The sequence below is a fragment of the Aliiglaciecola sp. NS0011-25 genome (assembly GCF_040370605.1).
Taxonomy (GTDB): domain Bacteria; phylum Pseudomonadota; class Gammaproteobacteria; order Enterobacterales; family Alteromonadaceae; genus Aliiglaciecola; species Aliiglaciecola lipolytica_A.
The window spans coordinates 76,421-96,001 of sequence record NZ_BAABWR010000009.1 but is presented as its reverse complement, the minus strand read 5'-3'; the positions used below and the strand labels follow the sequence as shown (position 1 = coordinate 96,001).

Sequence of the window (19,581 nt, the reverse complement as noted above, 5' to 3'; positions counted from 1 at the left end):
ATGCTACGGGACATGTCATTAGCGAATATTGAAGAGCAGAGTTTAGATAAACCTACATTTGAAAAATGCATTGCCGAACCGTTAGAACACGCACCGCGTATTTTACTTTTACATGGATCGATGCGTAAGCGAGCATTTAGTCGATTGGTTGTAGAAGAATGTGCACGTTTACTGATTCATTTCGGTGCCGATGTGAAAATATTTAATCCTGAGGGTTTACCGCAAACAGATACTGAAGATGAACATCATCCCAAGGTTAAAGAATTGCGTGAACTTATGATGTGGTCAGAGGGGCAGGTATGGTGTTCTCCAGAGCGTCATGGCTCTATGACTAGCATCTTTAAAAGCCAAATTGATTGGGTGCCATTGAATATTGGCGGTGTCCGTCCTACCCAAGGTAAGACCCTCGCGGTGATGCAAGTATGTGGAGGCTCGCAATCGTTCAATGTGGTTAATCAGCTACGGGTTTTAGGCCGCTGGATGCGCATGGTGACGATTCCTAATCAATCAAGCGTGGCTAAAGCGTATTTGGAGTTTGATGAAAACGATCGAATGAAGCCTTCCGCCTATTACAATCGAATTGTCGATGTGATGGAAGAGCTAATGAAGTTCACCTTATTGCTACGTAACAATAAAGATTATTTTGTTGATCGCTATTCTGAACGTGTTGAATCTGCTGAGCAATTAAGCCAGCGAGTAAATCAACGTTCAATATAAAAGGAGAAACCACATGGGATTGTTTGAGCGTTTCTTATCTGTTTGGGTTGGTCTGGCTATAATCGTGGGTATTTTCGCTGGCAGTATCGCACCGGATGCATTTGCGGTGATTGCAAGTTTTGAGTATGCCCATGTCAATATTGTTATTGCCGTTTTAATTTGGCTAATGATTTATCCAATGATGGTACAAATTGACTTTTCATCAATTAAAGATGTAGGGAAAAAACCAAAAGGATTAGTACTTACGCTTGTGGTCAATTGGTTAATTAAGCCTTTTACTATGGCATTTTTAGGCTGGTTGTTCTTTAAAGGAATATTCGCCGATTGGGTCGATCCTCAAACCGCAACGGAATATATCGCAGGCATGATCTTACTCGGTGTGGCTCCTTGTACCGCGATGGTGTTTGTTTGGAGTCAACTGATCAAAGGTGACGCTAATTATACTTTGGTGCAGGTCTCTTTAAACGACATTATTATGATATTCGCATTTGCGCCTATTGCCGGATTATTGTTGGGTGTAACGGATATTACAGTACCTTGGGATACCCTGTTTCTATCGGTTGTTTTGTATGTATTAATTCCTCTAGTTGCTGGCGCGATTACTCGTAAAAAATTAGATAAATCAGATGACCATTCTAAATTAGAACAGTTTCTTGCAACGATGAAACCTTGGTCGATCATTGGCTTGTTAGCCACAGTGACTTTGTTATTTGCTTTTCAGTCGGAAACGATTTTGGCGAAACCCGAAGCTATCGTATTAATTGCGATTCCGCTGTTGATTCAAACTTACGGTATTTTTGCGATTGCTTATTTTATTGCAAAGAAAATGAAGCTGCCCCATAACGTCGCGGCACCAGCTTGTATGATAGGTACCTCAAACTTTTTTGAACTGGCTGTTGCGGTTGCAATTTCGTTGTTTGGTTTACATTCAGGGGCAGCTTTAGCAACTGTCGTTGGTGTGCTGGTAGAGGTGCCCGTTATGTTGTCATTAGTTTGGTTTGCAAATCGAACTCGTCATTGGTTTACAGAATAACCGTTTGGAGGATGAAAAATGTTCGCCGTGTTCACTCAACTAGCTGATTGGATAGCCTATTCTTTATTGAAGTTGACCCCCGAGTCAAAGTTGGGTGACGCAGTTCATTTTTTTGTTGAAGACGTTAGTAAGATATTCGTTTTATTGATTGTCATGATTTACGTCATTGCGTTGTTACGCGCTTCAATGAAAGTTGAGCGTGTGAGGGATTACCTTGCTGGTAAGAATAAAGGCGTGGGTTACATGCTTGGTTCAGCTTTTGGTGCGATAACACCGTTTTGTTCTTGTTCAAGTATCCCGGTATTTCTTGGTTTTACCTCTGCCGGCATTCCAGTCGGGATTACGATGGCTTTTCTGCTGACCTCGCCATTGGTGAATGAAGTTGCGGTATTGTTGTTGATGAGTTTGCTTGGTTGGAAGTTTACCTTAATTTACGTTGTGACTGGCATAACCGTTGGGATTGTTGGAGGATTCTTTTTAGACAGTATTAAAGCCGAGCGCTGGTTACAATCCTTTGCCGCTGAAGCTCTCCACAAGGGGCAAAATAAACCCACTTCTGTGAATTCAACAGTAACGTCAGCACCCACTAAAATCCCCTTCTCACAAAGGCATCAATTCGCTAAAGATGAAGCCCTCGAAATATTTGGTCGAGTGTGGAAATGGGTAATAATAGGTGTTGGTCTAGGTGCTGCACTGCATGGTTTTGTGCCAGATGGTTGGATTGAACAACATCTTGGAAATGGCCAGTGGTGGTCTGTTCCAGCGGCAGTATTATTAGGGATTCCGCTGTATTCAAATGCGACTGGCGTTATACCCATTATGGAGAGTTTGATTGTTAATGGCTTACCGATAGGCACAACACTGGCCTTTTGTATGAGTACGGTTGCTGCGAGCTTTCCTGAATTTATTTTGCTTAAACAAGTGATGCAATGGCGCTTATTGGCGATTGTTTTTATCATGTTGTTAGTATCATTTTCTATTGTGGGTTGGATATTTAACGCATTTTCTTTTTTATTGTGAGGTGATTTATGAAACATATAAAAGTATTAGGTACGGGTTGTTCTAAATGTATTAAAACTGCAGAGTTATTTGAAAAGTATGCAAAAGAGTTAAATGTGGCGATTGATGTCACAAAAGAAACCGATCCTCGGGTGATTATGGCTTACGGTGTAATGAGTACGCCAGCGGTCGTGATGGAAGAGGAGTTAGTTCACTCTGGTTCAATTCCCAACAGTGCTCAAGTTAAAGAGTGGCTCGCCGAGTAGCGTTTTCGCATAAACGAATGTTTTACGTAAACTCAATTCACTCAGGTTTTGAGTTTTCAATTCTAAGGATTAATATGATAGTTATATATCACAACCCAGAATGCGGAACCTCTAGGAATGTGCTTAAGATCATTGAGGATGCAGGATATCAACCTATCATTATTGATTATCTAACCCAAGGGTGGACAAACAGTCAATTGTTGGGGTTGTTCGCTGCGGCCAATTTAACTCCCCGTGAAGCCTTAAGAATGAGTAAATCGCCAGCTAAAGAACTTGGCTTACTCGATGAAAGTGTAGCTGATGAGACAATTTTAGCGGCCATGCTGAAGTTCCCAGTATTAGTAAATCGTCCAATAGTGTGCAGTCCAAAAGGTGTTAAGTTATGTCGCCCGAGTGAAGCAGTCCTAGCGCTACTAGAAAATTGGCCTGCAGGACCTTACTATAAAGAAGATGGTCAACAGATCCTCGATGAAAATAATAAACGGCTATGTTAATTTTAAAGTACTTAAGGTGTACTTAATTTAGCATTGTAATAATGGCTGAAATACTTAAGCAATGACTGTTATTAAGCGGGGGAGATTAATCTGTAAAAATAGTAATCTGCTTTTTACTTCCCCTCATATATTCCCTTCTATTTTAAGCGCGCCATATTTGAATGTGGTCATAAAGTAGGCAGATGTGTCAATCTGCCGTAAGCCGAAAAGCTAATTTTAGATAAAATGTAAATTATTTGTTATTGATTTTACCTTTAATGAATATTTTGTCATGCTCTACAACCCAATAAAATCAGTGCTTAAGGATAGGGTGTTTAAAATTAGATTCAGCTTATATCTATTACTAATACAAAAGTATTCGAATAATTAATTAAACTTATACAACTAATCACTCTACTATTTTTGTATTCTAAAACAGAGGATACATTTCATGCACTTTGATTACTCTCCAAAAACCCAAGCTTTACTTGACCGTCTTAACCAGTTTATGGACGAAAATATCTATCCCATAGAGCAAGAATACATAGAGCTTGTTGAAAATAATCCACAGCGTTGGACGACTCCTGCATTAATGCACGAGTTAAAAGAAAAAGCTAAGGCTGCGAATTTGTGGAATTTGTTTTTACCTGAAGAATATTTACCTTACGGTGCGGGTTTAACCAATTTAGAGTATGCCCCTTTATGCGAAGCTATGGGACGCGTGTTGTGGAGTCCTGAAGTTTTTAACTGTAGTGCTCCTGATACCGGCAATATGGAAGTATTGTCTAAGTATGGTAGTGAGGCTCATAAAAAACAGTGGTTAGAGCCTTTGCTTAATGGCGAAATTCGCAGCGCATTTGCAATGACTGAACCTGCTGTTGCATCTAGTGATGCTACGAATATTGAAACATCGATAGTCCGCGATGGTGATGAGTATGTGATTAACGGTCGTAAGTGGTATACCAGTGGCGCTATGAACACTAACTGTAAAATCATGGTGGTTATGGGTAAAACTGATACCACAGCGGAACGTCACAGACAGCAATCGCAAATATTGGTGCCGATGGACACTGCCGGTGTAACCGTTGTGCGTCCGATGAAAGCCATGGGTTTTTATGATGAGCCTATTGGACATGCCGAAGTGCTGTTTGAAAATGTACGAGTGCCAGCAAGCAACTTATTAGTTGGTGAAGGTGAAGGCTTTGCCATTGCACAAGGGCGCTTAGGGCCAGGCAGAATCCACCACTGTATGCGTTTAATTGGCTGCGCTCAACGGGCACTAGATTTAGCCTGTGAAAGAGTAGAAGAGCGCATTGCCTTTGGTCAGCCTCTGAGCAAGCAACAATCCGTTAGAGAATCTATTGCACAAATGCACTGTGACATCGAGCAGGCCAGATTGCTTACTTTAAAAGCGGCTGACAAAATGGATCGTTACGGTAACAAAGTATCACGAGATATCATTGCTGCGATCAAAATCGTTGCGCCTAACATGGCTTGTCGCGTTATCGATCAATCGATTCAAATGCATGGCGCAGCAGGTACCAGTCAAGACTTTGTACTCTCAGCTATTTACGCCTATGCGCGAACAATCAAACTTGCTGACGGGCCTGATCAGGTGCATATGATGCAATTGGGACGTAACTTAATTAAAGATCACGTTGGTACATCAAAAAAATAGCGTTTAGGTCGTTTTTATTTACCTAATAGTTTGTAATTTAGATTATTTATCGAGGTTAAAGTGACAAAACCAGATCCAGTGAAGCAACTTGATATGAAAGCGTTAGAGGCTTACTTCCGCACTCACGTAACAGACTTTACGGGTGCGTTTAGTGCTGAGAAATTTAGCGGCGGGCAATCTAATCCCACATTCAAGATTACGGCTGGGGATGCTAATTATGTCTTAAGACGGCAACCGCCGGGGAAATTACTCAAATCAGCGCACGCTGTAGATCGCGAGTTTAGAGTAATTTACGCACTGCAAGATACTAAGGTGCCTGTTGCCAAGGTTTATCACCTGTGCGAAGACACTAGCATCATTGGCAGTATGTTTTATGTGATGGAGTATGTTGACGGGGCAGTGTACTGGAATAGTGCCCTGCCTGAGATTGACAGTAACGAAAAACGTAATGCTATGTATCAGCAAATGAGCCAAGTGTTGGCTGATTTGCATGCCGTAGACGTGGACAGTGTTGGCCTTAGTGATTACGGTAAACCTGGAAATTACTTTGATAGGCAACTCAGTCGCTGGTCTAAGCAATACAAATTATCCGAAATAGATAGCATACCCGATATGGATAAGCTGATTAGTTGGTTGCAGCAAAATATCCCAGCCGATGATGGAAAGGTGTCTTTAGTGCATGGCGACTATCGTCTAGATAACTTAATGTTTTCGAAAACATCGGCGCAGATCATTGCCGTCTTGGACTGGGAATTATCCACCCTAGGACACCCCTTGGCTGATTTAGCTTATCAATGTATGCAATTACGTTTACCTGCACACATCGGCCATTCCAGTGGTTTGGGAGGCGTTGATAGGCAAGCTTTGGGGATTCCTAGCGAGGAAGAATTTGTCAGTTGGTATTGTCAACGTGCAGGCTTAGCAAAAATTGATAATTGGCCTTTCTATCTCGCCTTTAGCTTTTTCCGGTTAGCTGCGATAGCACAAGGTGTCGCCAAGCGGGCATTAGAAGGTAACGCGTCAAATGAACAAGCCAGCAAAGTAGGGGCTATGGTGCCGCCGTTGGCCAAAATGGCAGTAGAATTAATCGAGGAACATCAATGAAAGCAATAGTATGTAAGGAATTCGCCAGCGTAGAAAAATTAAGTTATCAAGATGTACCTGATCCAAAAGCTGGAAAGGGACAGGTTATTGTTGATATCAAGGCATCTGGGGTGAACTTTCCAGATGGATTATTAGTTCAGGGGCTGTATCAGAGCAAACCTGACTTTCCATTTATTCCCGGTGGCGAAGTTGCAGGGGTGATCAGTGAAATCGGTGAGGGAGTCTCACATCTAAAAGTGGGGAGCCGCGTTATCGCGCTGTGCACCTTAGGTGGTTATGCTGAAAAAGTGGCTGTTCCTGCTACTCATGTTTTACCTTTACCTGACGAAATTCCTGACGAAGAAGGTGCCGCTTTAGTAACAGCTCACGCTACTGCTCATCATGCTTTGAAACAGCGAGCCAATATTCAGCCTGGTGAAACCTTAGTTGTTACTGGTGCCGCTGGAGGTACGGGCTTGGCTGCTGTGCAAATAGGCAAAGCGATGGGAGCTAAAGTCATTGCCGTTTGTTCAACGCAAGAAAAGCTGGATATCGCTAAACAAAATGGTGCAGACATTCTGATTAACTACACCGAAAAAGACCTTAAAACCGCACTCAAAGAAGCAACTGGCGGAAAAGGTGCTGACGTGGTTTATGAATGTGTTGGTGGGGATACCTTCCACGCATGTTCAAGAAGCATGGGTTGGAATGGTCGTTTGCTGGTAGTTGGTTTTGCTGGTGGCACTATCCCTGAATTTCCGGTGAATCTAGCCTTGGTGAAAGGATATTCAGTGGTTGGCGTATTTTGGGGATCGTTTACCCAGCACCAACCCAAGGATTTCCAAGACAACATGAAAGAGCTACTTAGCTGGTACTTACAAGGAAAGGTCAAAGTTATTGTTGATGAGACTTTGCCATTGGAACGAGCGCACGAAGCACTGAATAAAGTACTAGGGCGCGAAGTTAAAGGTAAAATGGCGCTACGCCCTTAGAAGCTTTAACTATGCCAGCCAGGGAAAGTGATTAAACATCATACTTGAATCCCTGCAAGTGAAATAATACACTGCGGCCTCATTTCTTTGAGGCCTCATTTATTCATGTATACATCTGTGCGTCAATTTCTGGTTTTATTGTTATCAGTGATTATATTACTCACTGGTTGCTCGGCTAAAAGAGTCTTTACCCTAGCCGAATTACAAGAGCTCGATGAGCACAATCAGTTATTCAATGATGCTGAGCAGTTTGTACATGCTAATCTTTTTACAGCTATGGTGCATGTGAGAGCAACCAATCTAGCCGATTGGAATGCGCTCTTAATCGCTTATTCGTGCTCTGCAGATATAGACCACAGTACCCTCGATAACTCCTATAATCGCAATCAACCGATTTTTACCGAGGCGATGAAGACGCTAGCCGAACAGGAAAACTTATTTACGGCCGAACAACAACAAGATGTTTTGGCCGACGTTTCACAACTTGCTTATCGTCTATTTAGTATTAGTTACGCGAAAGGCTACGCCCGCCAGATTGAACTCGCCGACGACCTATCGCCAGGCATACGTGAAGAGTTGTGTGATGGCAAAGTAGGGGGGCTGAATAGCCCTTACCTAGGATATCGTAACTCAGTAGCTTGGCGCTCGTTTAATACGCCTTTATTGAAAAGCCTGAATGGGTTACAAGCGCATGCTCGAAATGGTGATAAAGCATTCCAAATTTTGCTTAATCAACAATATGTACAATTTGATGCATTAGTTTACAGTCACGCCTATCAGCAGACCGATGCTTATCAATCGTTATTTTTTGAAGTAAATAAGTTTGAAAACGTAGAACTTTATGGCAACGAAGTATCCAAGTTATCACCTCAAATTAGCGATATAAAAGCGCAAAATAAACACAATGATTTTGCCTATTTAGTGTTATCTTCTGGCTATCATTGGGGCATGATGTCGGTGTTGGCTATGCTAGAAGAAGAATATCCGAGGGTGCATGATCTTAAAAAAGCCCAAGCGACTCAAATGGTTTTAGAAACGTTAAAAAACTTGCAAGATAGCGCTTAGATTTTGTTTGATAAAGTGATCGCAATGGGGGAGTCACTCAAATTTTTGTCATCGATCCATTGTTGTAATGTTTTACCATCGGATTCTGGCAAACGTAAATTCAATTTTGGTAATTTTTTGATTAATAGCTCAGCCGTTTGGTAGGCATCATTGATTATGGCTGCTCTAATTAAACTCTGCCCATCACAACTAATACTATTATAATAATGTCGCAGCTTTAGTCGGTAATGTTTGTTAACTTCCTCGATTTTATTTCGTAAGTCTGATGAATCATCGGAAACCACGATAGTGCATATATTCATCAAAGTTGAATTGATATCAGCCTTTGCCTTGGTGGCAAAAACGATATTTGCCAGAAAAATAGACATCAAAAAAAATAGTATTTTTGGCAAATTTGAATTCTCCCTTTTTCAATTTTAGAATGCTGTTTTAGGTGGTTTTACGTAGCAGACTCTTTTGCCTTGTGCGTAAGCGACTTCTAAGCGCTATCACACCAATTAAAAACAGTAAAACAGTCGGTGCGTTTGACACTGCTGCTGCATTGTTAGTGAAGTTCAATAATATGTAATCTTGCGATGACCAACGAGTATTATGTAAATTAAACGCTAGGAGTTCACCGTCAAAATCAATGTCTGACGCATCAAATCCCACCACCGCGGTAATGAGATCAAAATCACTTGCAGAGAACAGGTTAGGCAGCAAAGAAAAGCTCAGTAATTCGTTTGCTCTCAACTGTAAATTGCTCTGAAGATTACTGATCAGTAATGAGTCGCTTTCAAAATTAACACTGAAGTACGCGTTACCCATCAACAGGATATTAAATTCGCTATTGTTCTCTTGAGCAACTGAAATTCTGTTATCACATTCCCACAAAATTGAAGGTTCTATGTCACAAGCGACTTGTGTGCCTATGATCGAAGCATTCGCTGACCATGAAAAAATCACGAGCAGGAAGGAGACTGTAAATACTTTCATTCTGGGAAAGGCCTTTAACGAATAAAAAACGGTTAATAGCTCAATTTAAAGTGATTTAGAAGGTGAAAGGAAGTCATTGCTTGATACATCGGTATGAGTACTTATACCTGATGGCGGCATATCACAAAGCAGATTTTGCTTCATGATATACCGTTTTATAGTGGCTTAATGAGGAAATTCGTAGTCTTTGTAGTTGTCTCTTAATGCCAATTTATTGAGTTTTCCGGTGGCTGTATGCGGAAGTTCGTTGGCAAATACAACATCTTCAGGAAGCGACCATTTGTGGATTTTGTCTTTCAAATAATCAATCACATCATCGCGGCTTAAGTTGGCGTTTTCATTTTGAACCACCACTAGAAGAGGTCGTTCTGTCCATTTAGGATGATAACGTCCTATTGCCGCCGCTTCGGCTATCTGTGGGTGACTTGCAGCGGCATTTTCAATGTCGATAGAACTTATCCACTCACCTCCAGACTTAATCACATCTTTGGTTCTATCGGTTATTTGCAAATATCCTTGTGGATCTATAGTCGCAACGTCACCGGTATTCATCCAACCATCTTCATCAACTGGGCAGTCATCGTCTCCAGGGGTTTGTGACATGCCGTAGTAGCCGGTTGCAATCCACGGTCCTTTCACTTTTAGGGCCCCAAATGCTACTCCGTCCCAAGGTAACTCATTGTTTTCGTCATCGACTATTTTCATTTCAACGCCAAATACGGTTTTACCTTGTTTGAGTCGAAGTTCAGTATCTTCTTCATCGGAGAGGTTTTCCATGCCCGGCATTAAGGTAAATAAGGTACCTAGTGGGCTCATTTCCGTCATGCCCCAACCTTGTTTTACTTCTGTTTGATAATCATGTTTGAAGCGTTCAATGATACCTCTAGGACAAGCCGCACCGCCAGCAGTGACACACTTCAAAGTGGGTATCTTTTTGCCGGTTTTATCTAAGTACTCTAACAACGCCATCCATATTGTGGGGACACCAGAGCTGAGGGTAACGCCTTCGTTTTCAATTAGGGATTGTAATGTTTCTCCGTCAGCCATTTTAGGCCCCGGCATCACTAGCTTACTTCCAACCATCACACCAGCATAGGGAATACCCCAAGCATTTACATGGAACATCGGCACTATGGGGAGGGTAACGCTGTTACTAGACGCATTTGTTGCATCAGGTAAGGAGCCTGCATAGGCGTGCAGTACCGTTGAACGGTGGCTGTACACTACGCCTTTAGGGTTACCTGTGGTACCTGAGGTGTAACACATACCCGCAGCGGTATTTTCATCAAACTCTGGCCATTGATAGTTGTCATCAAATTGCGCTATGAGCTCCTCGTAACAGATAACGTTTTTAATAGTCGTTTCTGGCATATGTTGTCGGTCGGTCAACACCACAATTTTTTCAACACTTTTGAGATGATTCTGCAAGGCTTCAACTAATGGCATTACTAATACATCAACAAACAACACTTTATCTTCTGCGTGGTTGATAATGTAATTGACTTGCTCAGGGAAAAGTTTTGGATTAATCATATGGCAAACCATGCCAGTGCCAGAAATAGCATAGTAAAGTTCTAGGTGTCGATAATCATTCCACGCTAATGTGCCTACGCGATCTCCAAATTTAACTCCCATTGATTCCAAAGCATTGGCTAATTGGCGGGTGCGTTTGGCAAAATCTGCGTAGGTATATCGATGTCGTGGATTGTCTGCGGTAACAGATACTATTTCACGAGTGGGGAAGTTTTTTTCAGCATGACGCAATATTGACGATATCATCAATTGCGTATTCATCATTAGTCCTTTCATGTATCAGCTCCTATTAAGCTAACTAGATTGTGATTAAAATCGAGAAATTATTTTTCGGAAAGTTCAGCGTTTGTTTTTTACTAAAAAATTGAATCAATGCCCCAAGCTATGACGCTGATTTACCGGGCGTCAACGCTATTTTCATCAAACGTTGACGCTATGTTTATTAAGTGCTTAGGCTATTTATTACCAAGCGCTGACGCTACTTTTACCAAGCGCTGACGCTACTTTTACCAAGCGCTGACGCTACTCTTACCAAGCGCTGACGCTACTTTTACCAAGCGCTGACGGCACCATCAATCGCGATGGTTTGACCGCTCATATATGAGTTTCCAGGAGATAAAATCAGTATCATAGTGTTGACTATTTCCTGAGGTTGGCCCAATCGTCGCATCGGTGATCCTTGTGCTAAGCGTTGTTGATTTTCTGGTGAATCAAAACCGTCTAACGCTAAGATATTGGTCGGACTATAAAAAGGGCAGATAGCGTTTGCGCGTATGCCCTTTTTGGCATATTCCACCGCAGCAGTGCGAGTTAGACCTACCACCGCATGTTTGGCAGCTGCATAAGCTGCTCCTTTTGGAGCACCACCGATTCCGGCCATTGAACTTAGGTTCAAAATATGACCAGAACCTTGTTTTAACATGGCTTCAATTTGATACTTCATGCCAAACAGGACACCATTTACATTTACCGCCATTTGGCTGTCCATTGTCGCTTGATCTATTTTATGCAGAGGCGTTAAGTGATGGGCGATTCCTGCGTTGTTGACGCCGATGTCGAGTCTGCCGAAATTTTCAATTGCAGCATCAACCATCGCCTTAACTTGATCTTCTTTGCTTACATCACAAAACATTGATATTACTTTGTTTTCTCCCAATTTAAGGGATGAAACCGTATTCGCAAGTTCTTCACTGTTGATGTCACTAATGACTAAGTTACAACCCCTAGCTGCCAAGCCCTGTGAAAGTAAACGACCAAATCCACTGGCAGCTCCTGTTATCATGGCCACTTGGCCGCTAAAATCGAGAAGTGAGTCCAAAAAATGTACCTTCTTTTAAAATGGTTTAAATAATATTTACAGCCCATCAAACCTTACTTCTTGGATGAAGTATCGTTGGTGTTTAACTGCAAAAGTGAGTTGTAACCAACTAATTTTCTAAGGGATAAATAACGTTTTTGTGTTAACGGTATGTAAAGCTATGTATCTAGAAAATCAGATGCAAAACCGAAAGTCAATATCTAAGAATTCCCTGTTTACGGGCAGTTAGCCTTATAATCAACAAAATCAACCGCTATCAGCTATATCAATTTCATTTATTTGCAATTATAAAATCAATAAATTTGGATGATTGAGTGGGCTGGCCTAGTATCAGCGTTCTAATGAATTATTAATCTTTAAATTGAGGATTTTATGAGCACTGAACAATCTGCTGCTGTAGTAAGTCAAAATCAAGGTGAGATTGCCTTAGTTATGATGCAAAACCCGCCTGTTAATGCATTATCGAAGTCGGTACGTGTAGGACTAATTGATGAAATAAAAAGGGCCTTGGACGATTCAAGTATCAAAGCAATTGCCATTTCCTCTCAGTTAGGATTATTTTCTGGCGGGGCAGATATCAGTGAATTTTCCTCAGGAGACATGGAGCCGTTGTTACCGGTAGTACTGGATTTGATTGAGAATGCTAACAAGCCAATCATTGCAGTGTTAAATGGTCCAGCTTTTGGTGGTGGACTGGAAGTCGCTTTGGCCTGTCATTACAGAATTACTTTTGCAGATAATAAAATTGGCTTGCCAGAAGTTAACCTAGGAATTCTGCCTGGTGCAGGTGGTACTCAGCGTTTACCTCGTTTAGCCGGCGTGGCAAAAGCATTGGACATGATAGTTTCTGGTAAACCGGTTAAAGCATCCGCAGTGACTGGAGTTTTTGACTTAATTGTTGAGCAGCCAGCCAACTTACTAAACGAAAGTCTCGCATTTATCACTGCTCTGATTAAAGACGGTTGTTCAATTAAACGAGTGAAAGATATTGAAATCGACCCAGCGACTGCTCCGGCAGAGTTGTTTGCTCAATATCGTCAAGGTATTGCCAAACAAGCCCGCGGATTTTTCTCTCCAGAAAGATGTATTCAAGCCGTCGAGGCCGCCGTTAGTTTGCCTTTAGAAAAAGGCCTCGAAAAAGAAGGCGAATTGTTTATGGAGTGCATGAAATCTCCACAAGCAAGAGCTCAACAGCATTTTTTCTTTGCGGAAAGAGCTGCAGGACACGTTTCTGATTTCGACAAAAACACCCCAGTTCGAGAAATTAAAAAGGTCGGTATTATTGGTGCTGGCACCATGGGTGGCGGGATCGCAATGAATTTTGCCAATGCTGGTATCCCTGTGGTTATGCTTGAACTTAAGCAAGAGGCTCTTGATAAAGGGCTAGGCGTTATTCGTCGTAACTACGAAAACTCTGCGAAAAAAGGCAAGCTCAGTCAACAAGACGTTGAAGCTCGTATGGCCTTGCTACAAGGCACCACTGAATATGCTGGTCTAGCGGATGTTGATCTAGTAATCGAAGCTGTATTTGAAAAGATGGACGTGAAAAAGCAAGTTTTCACTCAACTTGATGCCGTGTGTAAACCAGGTGCTATTTTGGCATCCAATACCTCTACTTTGGATGTGAATGAAATAGCCGCTTGTACATCGAGACCTGAAGACGTGATTGGTTTGCACTTTTTCAGTCCGGCAAACGTGATGAAACTGCTAGAAGTGGTTAAGGGTGAAAAAACCTCGGCTGATGTAATCAAAACGAGTATGCAATTAGCTAAGAAAATTCGCAAAGTTGCGGTATTGGTTGGCGTTTGTTTTGGTTTTGTCGGCAACCGCATGATTGAACCTTACGGACGTGAATCTAACCGAATGATGTTAGAGGGCGCTTCCCCAGAGCATGTAGATAAAGTCATTTATGATTTTGGATTGCCTATGGGGCCATTCACTATGGGCGACATGGCAGGTTTAGACATAGGTTATTTTGTTCGTCAATCTCGACAAGAACATATTGCTCATGATCCTAGTTATGCCGTAGTAGCCGATCGTTTGGTTGAAGACGGTCGTGTAGGGTTAAAAGTGGGTAAAGGTGTTTATCTTTATGAGCAGGGTAACAGAAAGCCCATTTTGGATCCCGACGTAGCAGAAATTGCTAAACAAGAAGCTGAGCGTTTAGGCGTGGAGCAACGTCAGCATAGTGATCAAGAAATACTTGAGAGATGTATTTTCACATTAATTAACGAAGGTGCACATATTTTGGAAGAGGGCATTGCTGCCAAATCCAGTGATATCGACGTTATTTATGTATATGGATACGGATTCCCTGTCCATCGTGGTGGCCCAATGCAATACGCTGATGAAATTGGTTTAGATAAAGTGTATGCCGCGATGTGTAAATATCGTGATGAGTTGGGTGAATACGGGAAAGCGTGGTTTGAACCAGCGCCTTTGCTGAAAAAATTGGCTGAACAAGGCAAGCGATTTTCTGACTTCCGTAAGTAAAGAACTATAAACATTGTAAAGAATTTAAGGATTGATTATGAAAGAAGCAGTTATTGTTTCAACAGCACGTACACCAATTGGCAGAGCTTATCGCGGTGCCTTTAATAATCTAGAAGCGCCGAGTTTGGCTGGTCACGCAATTAGCGCAGCGGTTAAAAAAGCGGGTATTGATCCAGCAAGTGTCGATGACGTTATTTTAGGTAGTGCCCTTACTCAGGGTTCTGGTGGAATGAATATTGGTCGTTTAGGTGCCCTTGCTGGTGGCTTACCCGTTACTGTTGGTGGCATGACGTTAGATCGCCAATGTAGTTCAGGTATGTACGCTATTGCAACTGCGGCAAAACACATTATCACCGATAATGTGCCCGTTATGGTTGCCGGTGGATTGGACTCAATCAGTTTAGTTCAGAACGACAAAATGAATATGTATCGTGCGGTAGACAAAGCCTTAGTTGCCAAACACAAAGATATCTATATGCCAATGTTACAAACCGCAGAAGTGGTTGCTAATCGTTATGGTATTGGCCGTGATGAACAAGATGAATATGCCTATCAAAGTCAAATGCGCACTGCAGCGGCACAACAAGCCGGTAAGTTTGATGATGAAATAGTGCCAGTTACAGCAACAAAAGTTGTCGTCAACAAAGAAACAAAAGAGCAGAGCCTAGAAGAGGTGACTCTGACTAAGGATGAGGGAAACCGAGCTGAGACTACCCTAGAGGGACTAAATAGCCTTAAACCGGTCATTGAAGGTGGTTGTATTACTGCGGGTAATGCTAGCCAACTATCTGACGGTGCATCAGCCAGCGTTATGATGGACAGTAAATTAGCTGAGCAATTAAACCTTACCCCCCTTGGCGCGTATAGAGGAATTGCTGTGGCTGGTTGTGAACCAGATGAAATGGGTATTGGTCCCGTTTTCGCTATCCCCAAACTGCTGAAGCAACATGGTTTGAAAATAGAAAATATTGGCCTTTGGGAATTGAATGAAGCATTTGCCGTGCAAGTGCTTTATTGCCAGAAAACCCTTGGCATTCCTGCTGAATTACTGAATGTAAATGGCGGCGCTGTGTCGATTGGTCACCCTTACGGAATGAGTGGCGCACGTATGGTTGGACATGCGTTGATTGAAGGTAAGCGTAGAGGTGCGAAATACGTAGTTTGCACCATGTGTATAGGCGGCGGAATGGGCGCGGCCGGCTTATTTGAAGTGTATTAAAGAATAATAAAGGTAGTAAAAAATATGCAAAATTATAAATCTCCGGTACGTGATACCTTGTTCGTTATGAACGAACTGCTTGGTTTCGAAAAGCATTATGAAAAATTAGGTTTTGAAGATGCAAACCCTGAAATGGTCGAAGCTATTACCGCCGAAGCGGCAAAGTTTACAGAAAATGTTTTAGCACCAATTAATGCAATTGGTGATGAAGTTGGGTGTAAGTGGGAAGACGGTAATGTCACAACCCCTCCTGGTTTCAAAGAAGCATACAAAACCTATTGCGAGGGTGGTTGGCCTTCGATGACCCACCCAGTGGAATACGGTGGTCAAGCATTACCGTACTCATTGGCCTCAGCTATTGCTGAGTGGACATCTGGTGCAAACCATTCGTGGGCTATGTATCCTGGCTTGAGTCAGGGGTGTATCGCTACAATTACTAGTCACGGTACCGACGAACAGAAACAAACTTTCTTGCCACCTCTTATTGAAGGTCGTTGGACAGGGACTATGTGTTTGACTGAGTCCCATTGTGGTTCAGATTTGGGGATGTTGAAAACCAAAGCTGTACCAAATGATGATGGTACTTATAGCCTGACTGGAACTAAAATATTTATTTCTGCCGGTGAGCATGATTTTTCTGAAAACATTGTGCATATCGTTCTAGCCCGTTTACCAGATGCGCCTGCAGGAACGAAAGGTATTTCTCTTTTCGTTGTGCCTAAGTTCAACGTAAATGAGCAAAGTGAAGTTCTTGACCGTAATAACGTTGCATGTGGTTCTATTGAACACAAAATGGGGATCAAAGCCAGTGCCACTTGTGTTATCAACTTTGACAACGCTAAGGGATATCTAATTGGTCCTCCAAACCGCGGTTTGAACTGCATGTTCACCTTTATGAACACCGCTAGAATCGGTACTGGTTTGGAAGGTCTAGCTGGCACCGAAGCTGCGTTCCAAGGTGCATTAGCCTACGCCAAAGATAGATTACAGTTCCGTTCTACAAAAGGTCCGGTTAATCCAGAAGGTCCTGCAGATCCAATTATCGTTCATCCAGATGTTCGTCGTATGTTGTTGACCCAAAAAGCCTTTGCTGAGGGCAATCGCGCCCTGGCAATTTACTGTATGCAAATGGTGGATATCACTCTATACAGTGAAAATGAAGAAGAAAAACAAGTAGCTGAAGCCAAGCTTGCTTTATTAACACCGATTGTTAAGGCTTTCTTAACGGAAACCGCTCAAGAGACAACCAGTTATGGTATGCAAGTATATGGCGGACACGGATTCATCAAAGAGTGGGGAATGGAGCAACTAGCCCGTGATACTCGAATCTGTACTATGTATGAAGGAACGACCGGTATTCAAGCTATCGATTTGTTGGGGCGTAAAATTCTTGGTTCCAATGGCGAATTGCTGAAAACCTTTATTAAGGAAGTTCAAGAATATTGCTTGAGTGTAAGAGATAAATCACAATTTAATGCTTGGTCTAATGCAATTGAATCACACATTGATGAGTGGTCTCAAATGACTCAGGAAATAGCCAAACGTGCAGCCGGAAATCCTGATGAAGTGGGCGCAGCGTCTGTGGACTACTTAATGTATTCTGGCTACATTATTGTTGGCTACCTATGGCTTAAAATGGCTGTCGTTGCCCAGCAAAAGTTAGATGAAGGAACTTCAGAAGTTGCGTTCTACGAAGCAAAACTGAAAACTGCTGGTTTCTACTTTGCTCGATTACTTTCACGCACGCGTTCTCATGCTTCGGCAATAGAAACCGGCTCTGAAAACTTAATGAGCATGCCAGTTGATTATTTCATGATTGACTAATAGTAAACTTGGTTAGACTACACAGGTTTATGTTTGATAAAAGCGGATGATATTTCATCCGCTTTTTTATTTACTCTGAACTAAGCAAAATTTTGGATACGTCTATGCAAAGTAAACTCGCCCAAATTGATGACTGCTACATTCATTATGTAGAAATGTGTGATTGTGACGCTCCCAAGGGAACTCTGATATTTTTACACGGTTTTCCAGAAAATTGGCGAACCTGGCGAAATCAAATAACCCACTTCTGTAAACACTACCGAGTGATTGCCCCTGATCTTCCGGGTTATAATCAATCATCTAAGCCAAACGATATAGAATTTTATCAAGTTACTAATTTAGTCGAAGTGTTGAGTAGGTTTGTAACTTTTGTTGCTGCAGGACAGCCTGTTTCACTTATTGCCCACGATTGGGGTGGGGCAATCGCCTGGCCACTTGTGGCTTTTCATGCAGATTTGTTTTCCAGTTTAGTGATTTTAAACGCAGCTCACCCGAGCACTTTTACCCGTGAAATGATAAGCAATCAAGTGCAACGAGAAAAAAGCGGCTACATACATCAACTTATTGCATCTGATGCGATTGAAAAAGTATCAGAAGATGATTTTCGCTTTTTAAAAGATATGTTCTTGGATGAAAATGGTAATTCTGCTTTGACCCCTGCAGAAATATTGGAATACCAACAAAGTTGGCAAATCTCTGGGGTTTTAGATGCAATGTTAAATTACTATCGAGTCATGCCTCAGTTAGCACCAGTTAATACTAATGGGCATGCTTCTGGGCCTGTTAAAGATACACAAAAGATGAAGATCCCTAATATAAGAATCAATGTACCAACATTAGTGCTGTGGGGGATTCGTGATTTAGCGTTTGTTCCTGAGATATTAAATGGTTTAGATGATTATGTGCCCAATCTAAAAGTGGTTAGGTTTGAGAATGCAAATCACTGGTTGCATCACCAATATCCTCAACAGGTAAATGAGCAAATTGAACGTTTTTTAGGTTAGTCAGCCTTGGGCTATAGACGCTATTACTAGTATGTAACGTTGTTTATCAATATTCATATTTTGTTTGATTAAACGAAAAACAGCCTCAAAAGAGGCTGTTTCCCGAGGACGTAGGCAGCGCCCTGCCTACTTACCATGTTGAACTGGTTCAGTTCTAAGTAAAGTCCTTAGATGCGATCTTTAATCACCGCTGAGATAGGAGAAGCATCTAAGCCATTCTCTGCTATCCATGCTTGCAATGTTTTTCCATCACTCTCTGGAGAGGTTAGGTCTGACTTTGGCATTTTTTTCACCATAAGCGTACCCGTTTCAATGGCGTCACTTAACATTGCTGTGCGGATTAGGCTGTTTCCGTCGCAGGATACACCTGTGTAATAGTCTTTTAATTTTAATCTGTAGTCAGATTGTACTTTTTTCATCTTCTTGCGAAGCTCACCTTTGTCATCAGTTTTCACGATGGTGCAAATATTTTTCAAAGCATCATTAATATCTGCTTGGGCTGTACCCGTAAGTAACAAAGAAGTGGCTGCGATGGCGATAGAAGTTTTAACAATTTTCAACATGGTTAAATTCCTCAGTAGTTAAAATTTTTGGTTCACGTTTTGACGGGATTAATTAAAAACGATTTCACGGCACATTAAAATCTGCGCCTTGATACTTAGGTATTTGAAGCTATACCATAAAGTAGGTGAGATTGCCTAAAATACTGATATATATGATTAATATTTAATTTTAAAAGTCTGTGAAAACGCATTTTTACTTTTTTGAGGTGTGTATATCTAGCGAAAATTATTTCGATCTTCAGACGGCAATAACTTGAGTTTTGGATTAAAAATTTGAGCTTAATAAATCCGTTACTAATAACGAAAAACAGCCTCAAATGAGGCTGTTTTCCGAGGATGTAGACAG

At 41.7% G+C, this 19,581-nt stretch carries 18 protein-coding genes; 13 read left to right on the top strand and 5 right to left on the bottom strand.

The genetic code is table 11. The features are described from left to right. The 9 genes from arsH (at position 1) to ABWV72_RS09585 (ending at position 8,306) form a co-directional block, all read left to right on the top strand. A complete protein-coding gene (gene arsH / locus ABWV72_RS09625; protein WP_216049516.1) occupies positions 1–717 on the top strand; it encodes an arsenical resistance protein ArsH in 717 nt (238 codons plus the stop codon). 13 nt (positions 718–730) lie between these two features. Next, complete coding sequence (gene arsB / locus ABWV72_RS09620; RefSeq protein ID WP_353370244.1) at positions 731–1,750, top strand: ACR3 family arsenite efflux transporter; 1,020 nt, start codon at positions 731–733, stop codon at positions 1,748–1,750. Between the two features lie 18 nt (positions 1,751–1,768). Next, entirely contained in the window at positions 1,769–2,770 is a 1,002-nt protein-coding gene (locus tag ABWV72_RS09615) for a permease (RefSeq protein ID WP_342807702.1), read from the top strand. Positions 2,771–2,778: 8 nt separating this feature from the next. After that, on the top strand, positions 2,779–3,015 hold the full coding sequence (locus tag ABWV72_RS09610; protein ID WP_216049519.1) for a thioredoxin family protein: 237 nt from the start codon (positions 2,779–2,781) through the stop codon (positions 3,013–3,015). A 74-nt stretch (positions 3,016–3,089) separates the two neighbouring features. After that, entirely contained in the window at positions 3,090–3,509 is a 420-nt protein-coding gene (gene arsC, locus ABWV72_RS09605) for an arsenate reductase (glutaredoxin) (RefSeq protein WP_353370241.1), read from the top strand. A gap of 430 nt (positions 3,510–3,939) precedes the next feature. Beyond that, a complete protein-coding gene (locus ABWV72_RS09600; RefSeq protein ID WP_216049521.1) occupies positions 3,940–5,166 on the top strand; it encodes an acyl-CoA dehydrogenase family protein in 1,227 nt (408 codons plus the stop codon). A 60-nt stretch (positions 5,167–5,226) separates the two neighbouring features. After that, a complete protein-coding gene (locus ABWV72_RS09595; protein WP_502902137.1) occupies positions 5,227–6,270 on the top strand; it encodes a phosphotransferase in 1,044 nt (347 codons plus the stop codon). Next, positions 6,267–7,241 (top strand): NADPH:quinone oxidoreductase family protein, encoded by a 975-nt coding sequence (locus ABWV72_RS09590; RefSeq protein ID WP_216049522.1) that lies wholly within the window; start codon positions 6,267–6,269, stop codon positions 7,239–7,241. The genes ABWV72_RS09595 and ABWV72_RS09590 overlap by 4 nt, the downstream gene beginning before the upstream one ends. A gap of 105 nt (positions 7,242–7,346) precedes the next feature. Further along, positions 7,347–8,306: a hypothetical protein gene (locus ABWV72_RS09585; RefSeq protein ID WP_353370238.1), complete on the top strand. Its 960-nt coding sequence runs from the start codon at positions 7,347–7,349 to the stop codon at positions 8,304–8,306. Here ABWV72_RS09585 and ABWV72_RS09580 read toward each other — a convergent pair. The 4 genes from ABWV72_RS09580 to ABWV72_RS09565 form a co-directional block, all read right to left on the bottom strand. Continuing rightward, entirely contained in the window at positions 8,303–8,698 is a 396-nt protein-coding gene (locus ABWV72_RS09580; protein WP_252729330.1) for a DUF3718 domain-containing protein, read from the bottom strand. The two genes, ABWV72_RS09585 and ABWV72_RS09580, sit on opposite strands and share 4 nt — an antisense overlap. A gap of 37 nt (positions 8,699–8,735) precedes the next feature. Further along, complete coding sequence (locus tag ABWV72_RS09575) at positions 8,736–9,281, bottom strand: hypothetical protein (RefSeq protein ID WP_216049524.1); 546 nt, start codon at positions 9,279–9,281, stop codon at positions 8,736–8,738. A gap of 165 nt (positions 9,282–9,446) precedes the next feature. Then, on the bottom strand, positions 9,447–11,090 hold the full coding sequence (locus ABWV72_RS09570) for a long-chain-fatty-acid--CoA ligase (RefSeq protein ID WP_353370235.1): 1,644 nt from the start codon (positions 11,088–11,090) through the stop codon (positions 9,447–9,449). A gap of 274 nt (positions 11,091–11,364) precedes the next feature. Then, positions 11,365–12,132: an SDR family NAD(P)-dependent oxidoreductase gene (locus ABWV72_RS09565; RefSeq protein ID WP_353370233.1), complete on the bottom strand. Its 768-nt coding sequence runs from the start codon at positions 12,130–12,132 to the stop codon at positions 11,365–11,367. Positions 12,133–12,504: 372 nt separating this feature from the next. Here ABWV72_RS09565 and ABWV72_RS09560 point away from each other — a divergent pair, with 372 nt between their 5' ends. The 4 genes from ABWV72_RS09560 to ABWV72_RS09545 all read left to right on the top strand — a co-directional run bounded on the left by ABWV72_RS09560 (position 12,505) and on the right by ABWV72_RS09545 (position 18,672). After that, entirely contained in the window at positions 12,505–14,625 is a 2,121-nt protein-coding gene (locus ABWV72_RS09560) for a 3-hydroxyacyl-CoA dehydrogenase NAD-binding domain-containing protein (RefSeq protein ID WP_216049527.1), read from the top strand. A 37-nt stretch (positions 14,626–14,662) separates the two neighbouring features. Beyond that, positions 14,663–15,844 (top strand): acetyl-CoA C-acyltransferase, encoded by a 1,182-nt coding sequence (locus ABWV72_RS09555; protein ID WP_353370230.1) that lies wholly within the window; start codon positions 14,663–14,665, stop codon positions 15,842–15,844. A 24-nt stretch (positions 15,845–15,868) separates the two neighbouring features. After that, positions 15,869–17,668 carry an acyl-CoA dehydrogenase C-terminal domain-containing protein gene (locus tag ABWV72_RS09550; protein WP_216049529.1) on the top strand — a complete coding sequence of 600 codons (1,800 nt, stop codon included), beginning with the start codon at positions 15,869–15,871 and terminating at the stop codon, positions 17,666–17,668. A 104-nt stretch (positions 17,669–17,772) separates the two neighbouring features. Beyond that, entirely contained in the window at positions 17,773–18,672 is a 900-nt protein-coding gene (locus ABWV72_RS09545; protein WP_303499676.1) for an alpha/beta fold hydrolase, read from the top strand. A 167-nt stretch (positions 18,673–18,839) separates the two neighbouring features. Here ABWV72_RS09545 and ABWV72_RS09540 read toward each other — a convergent pair whose 3' ends face one another. After that, the gene (locus tag ABWV72_RS09540; RefSeq protein ID WP_353370228.1) at positions 18,840–19,235 is read right to left on the bottom strand and encodes a DUF3718 domain-containing protein; all 396 of its coding nucleotides are present in this window, start codon (positions 19,233–19,235) and stop codon (positions 18,840–18,842) included. Between the last annotated feature and the right edge of the window lie 346 nt (positions 19,236–19,581).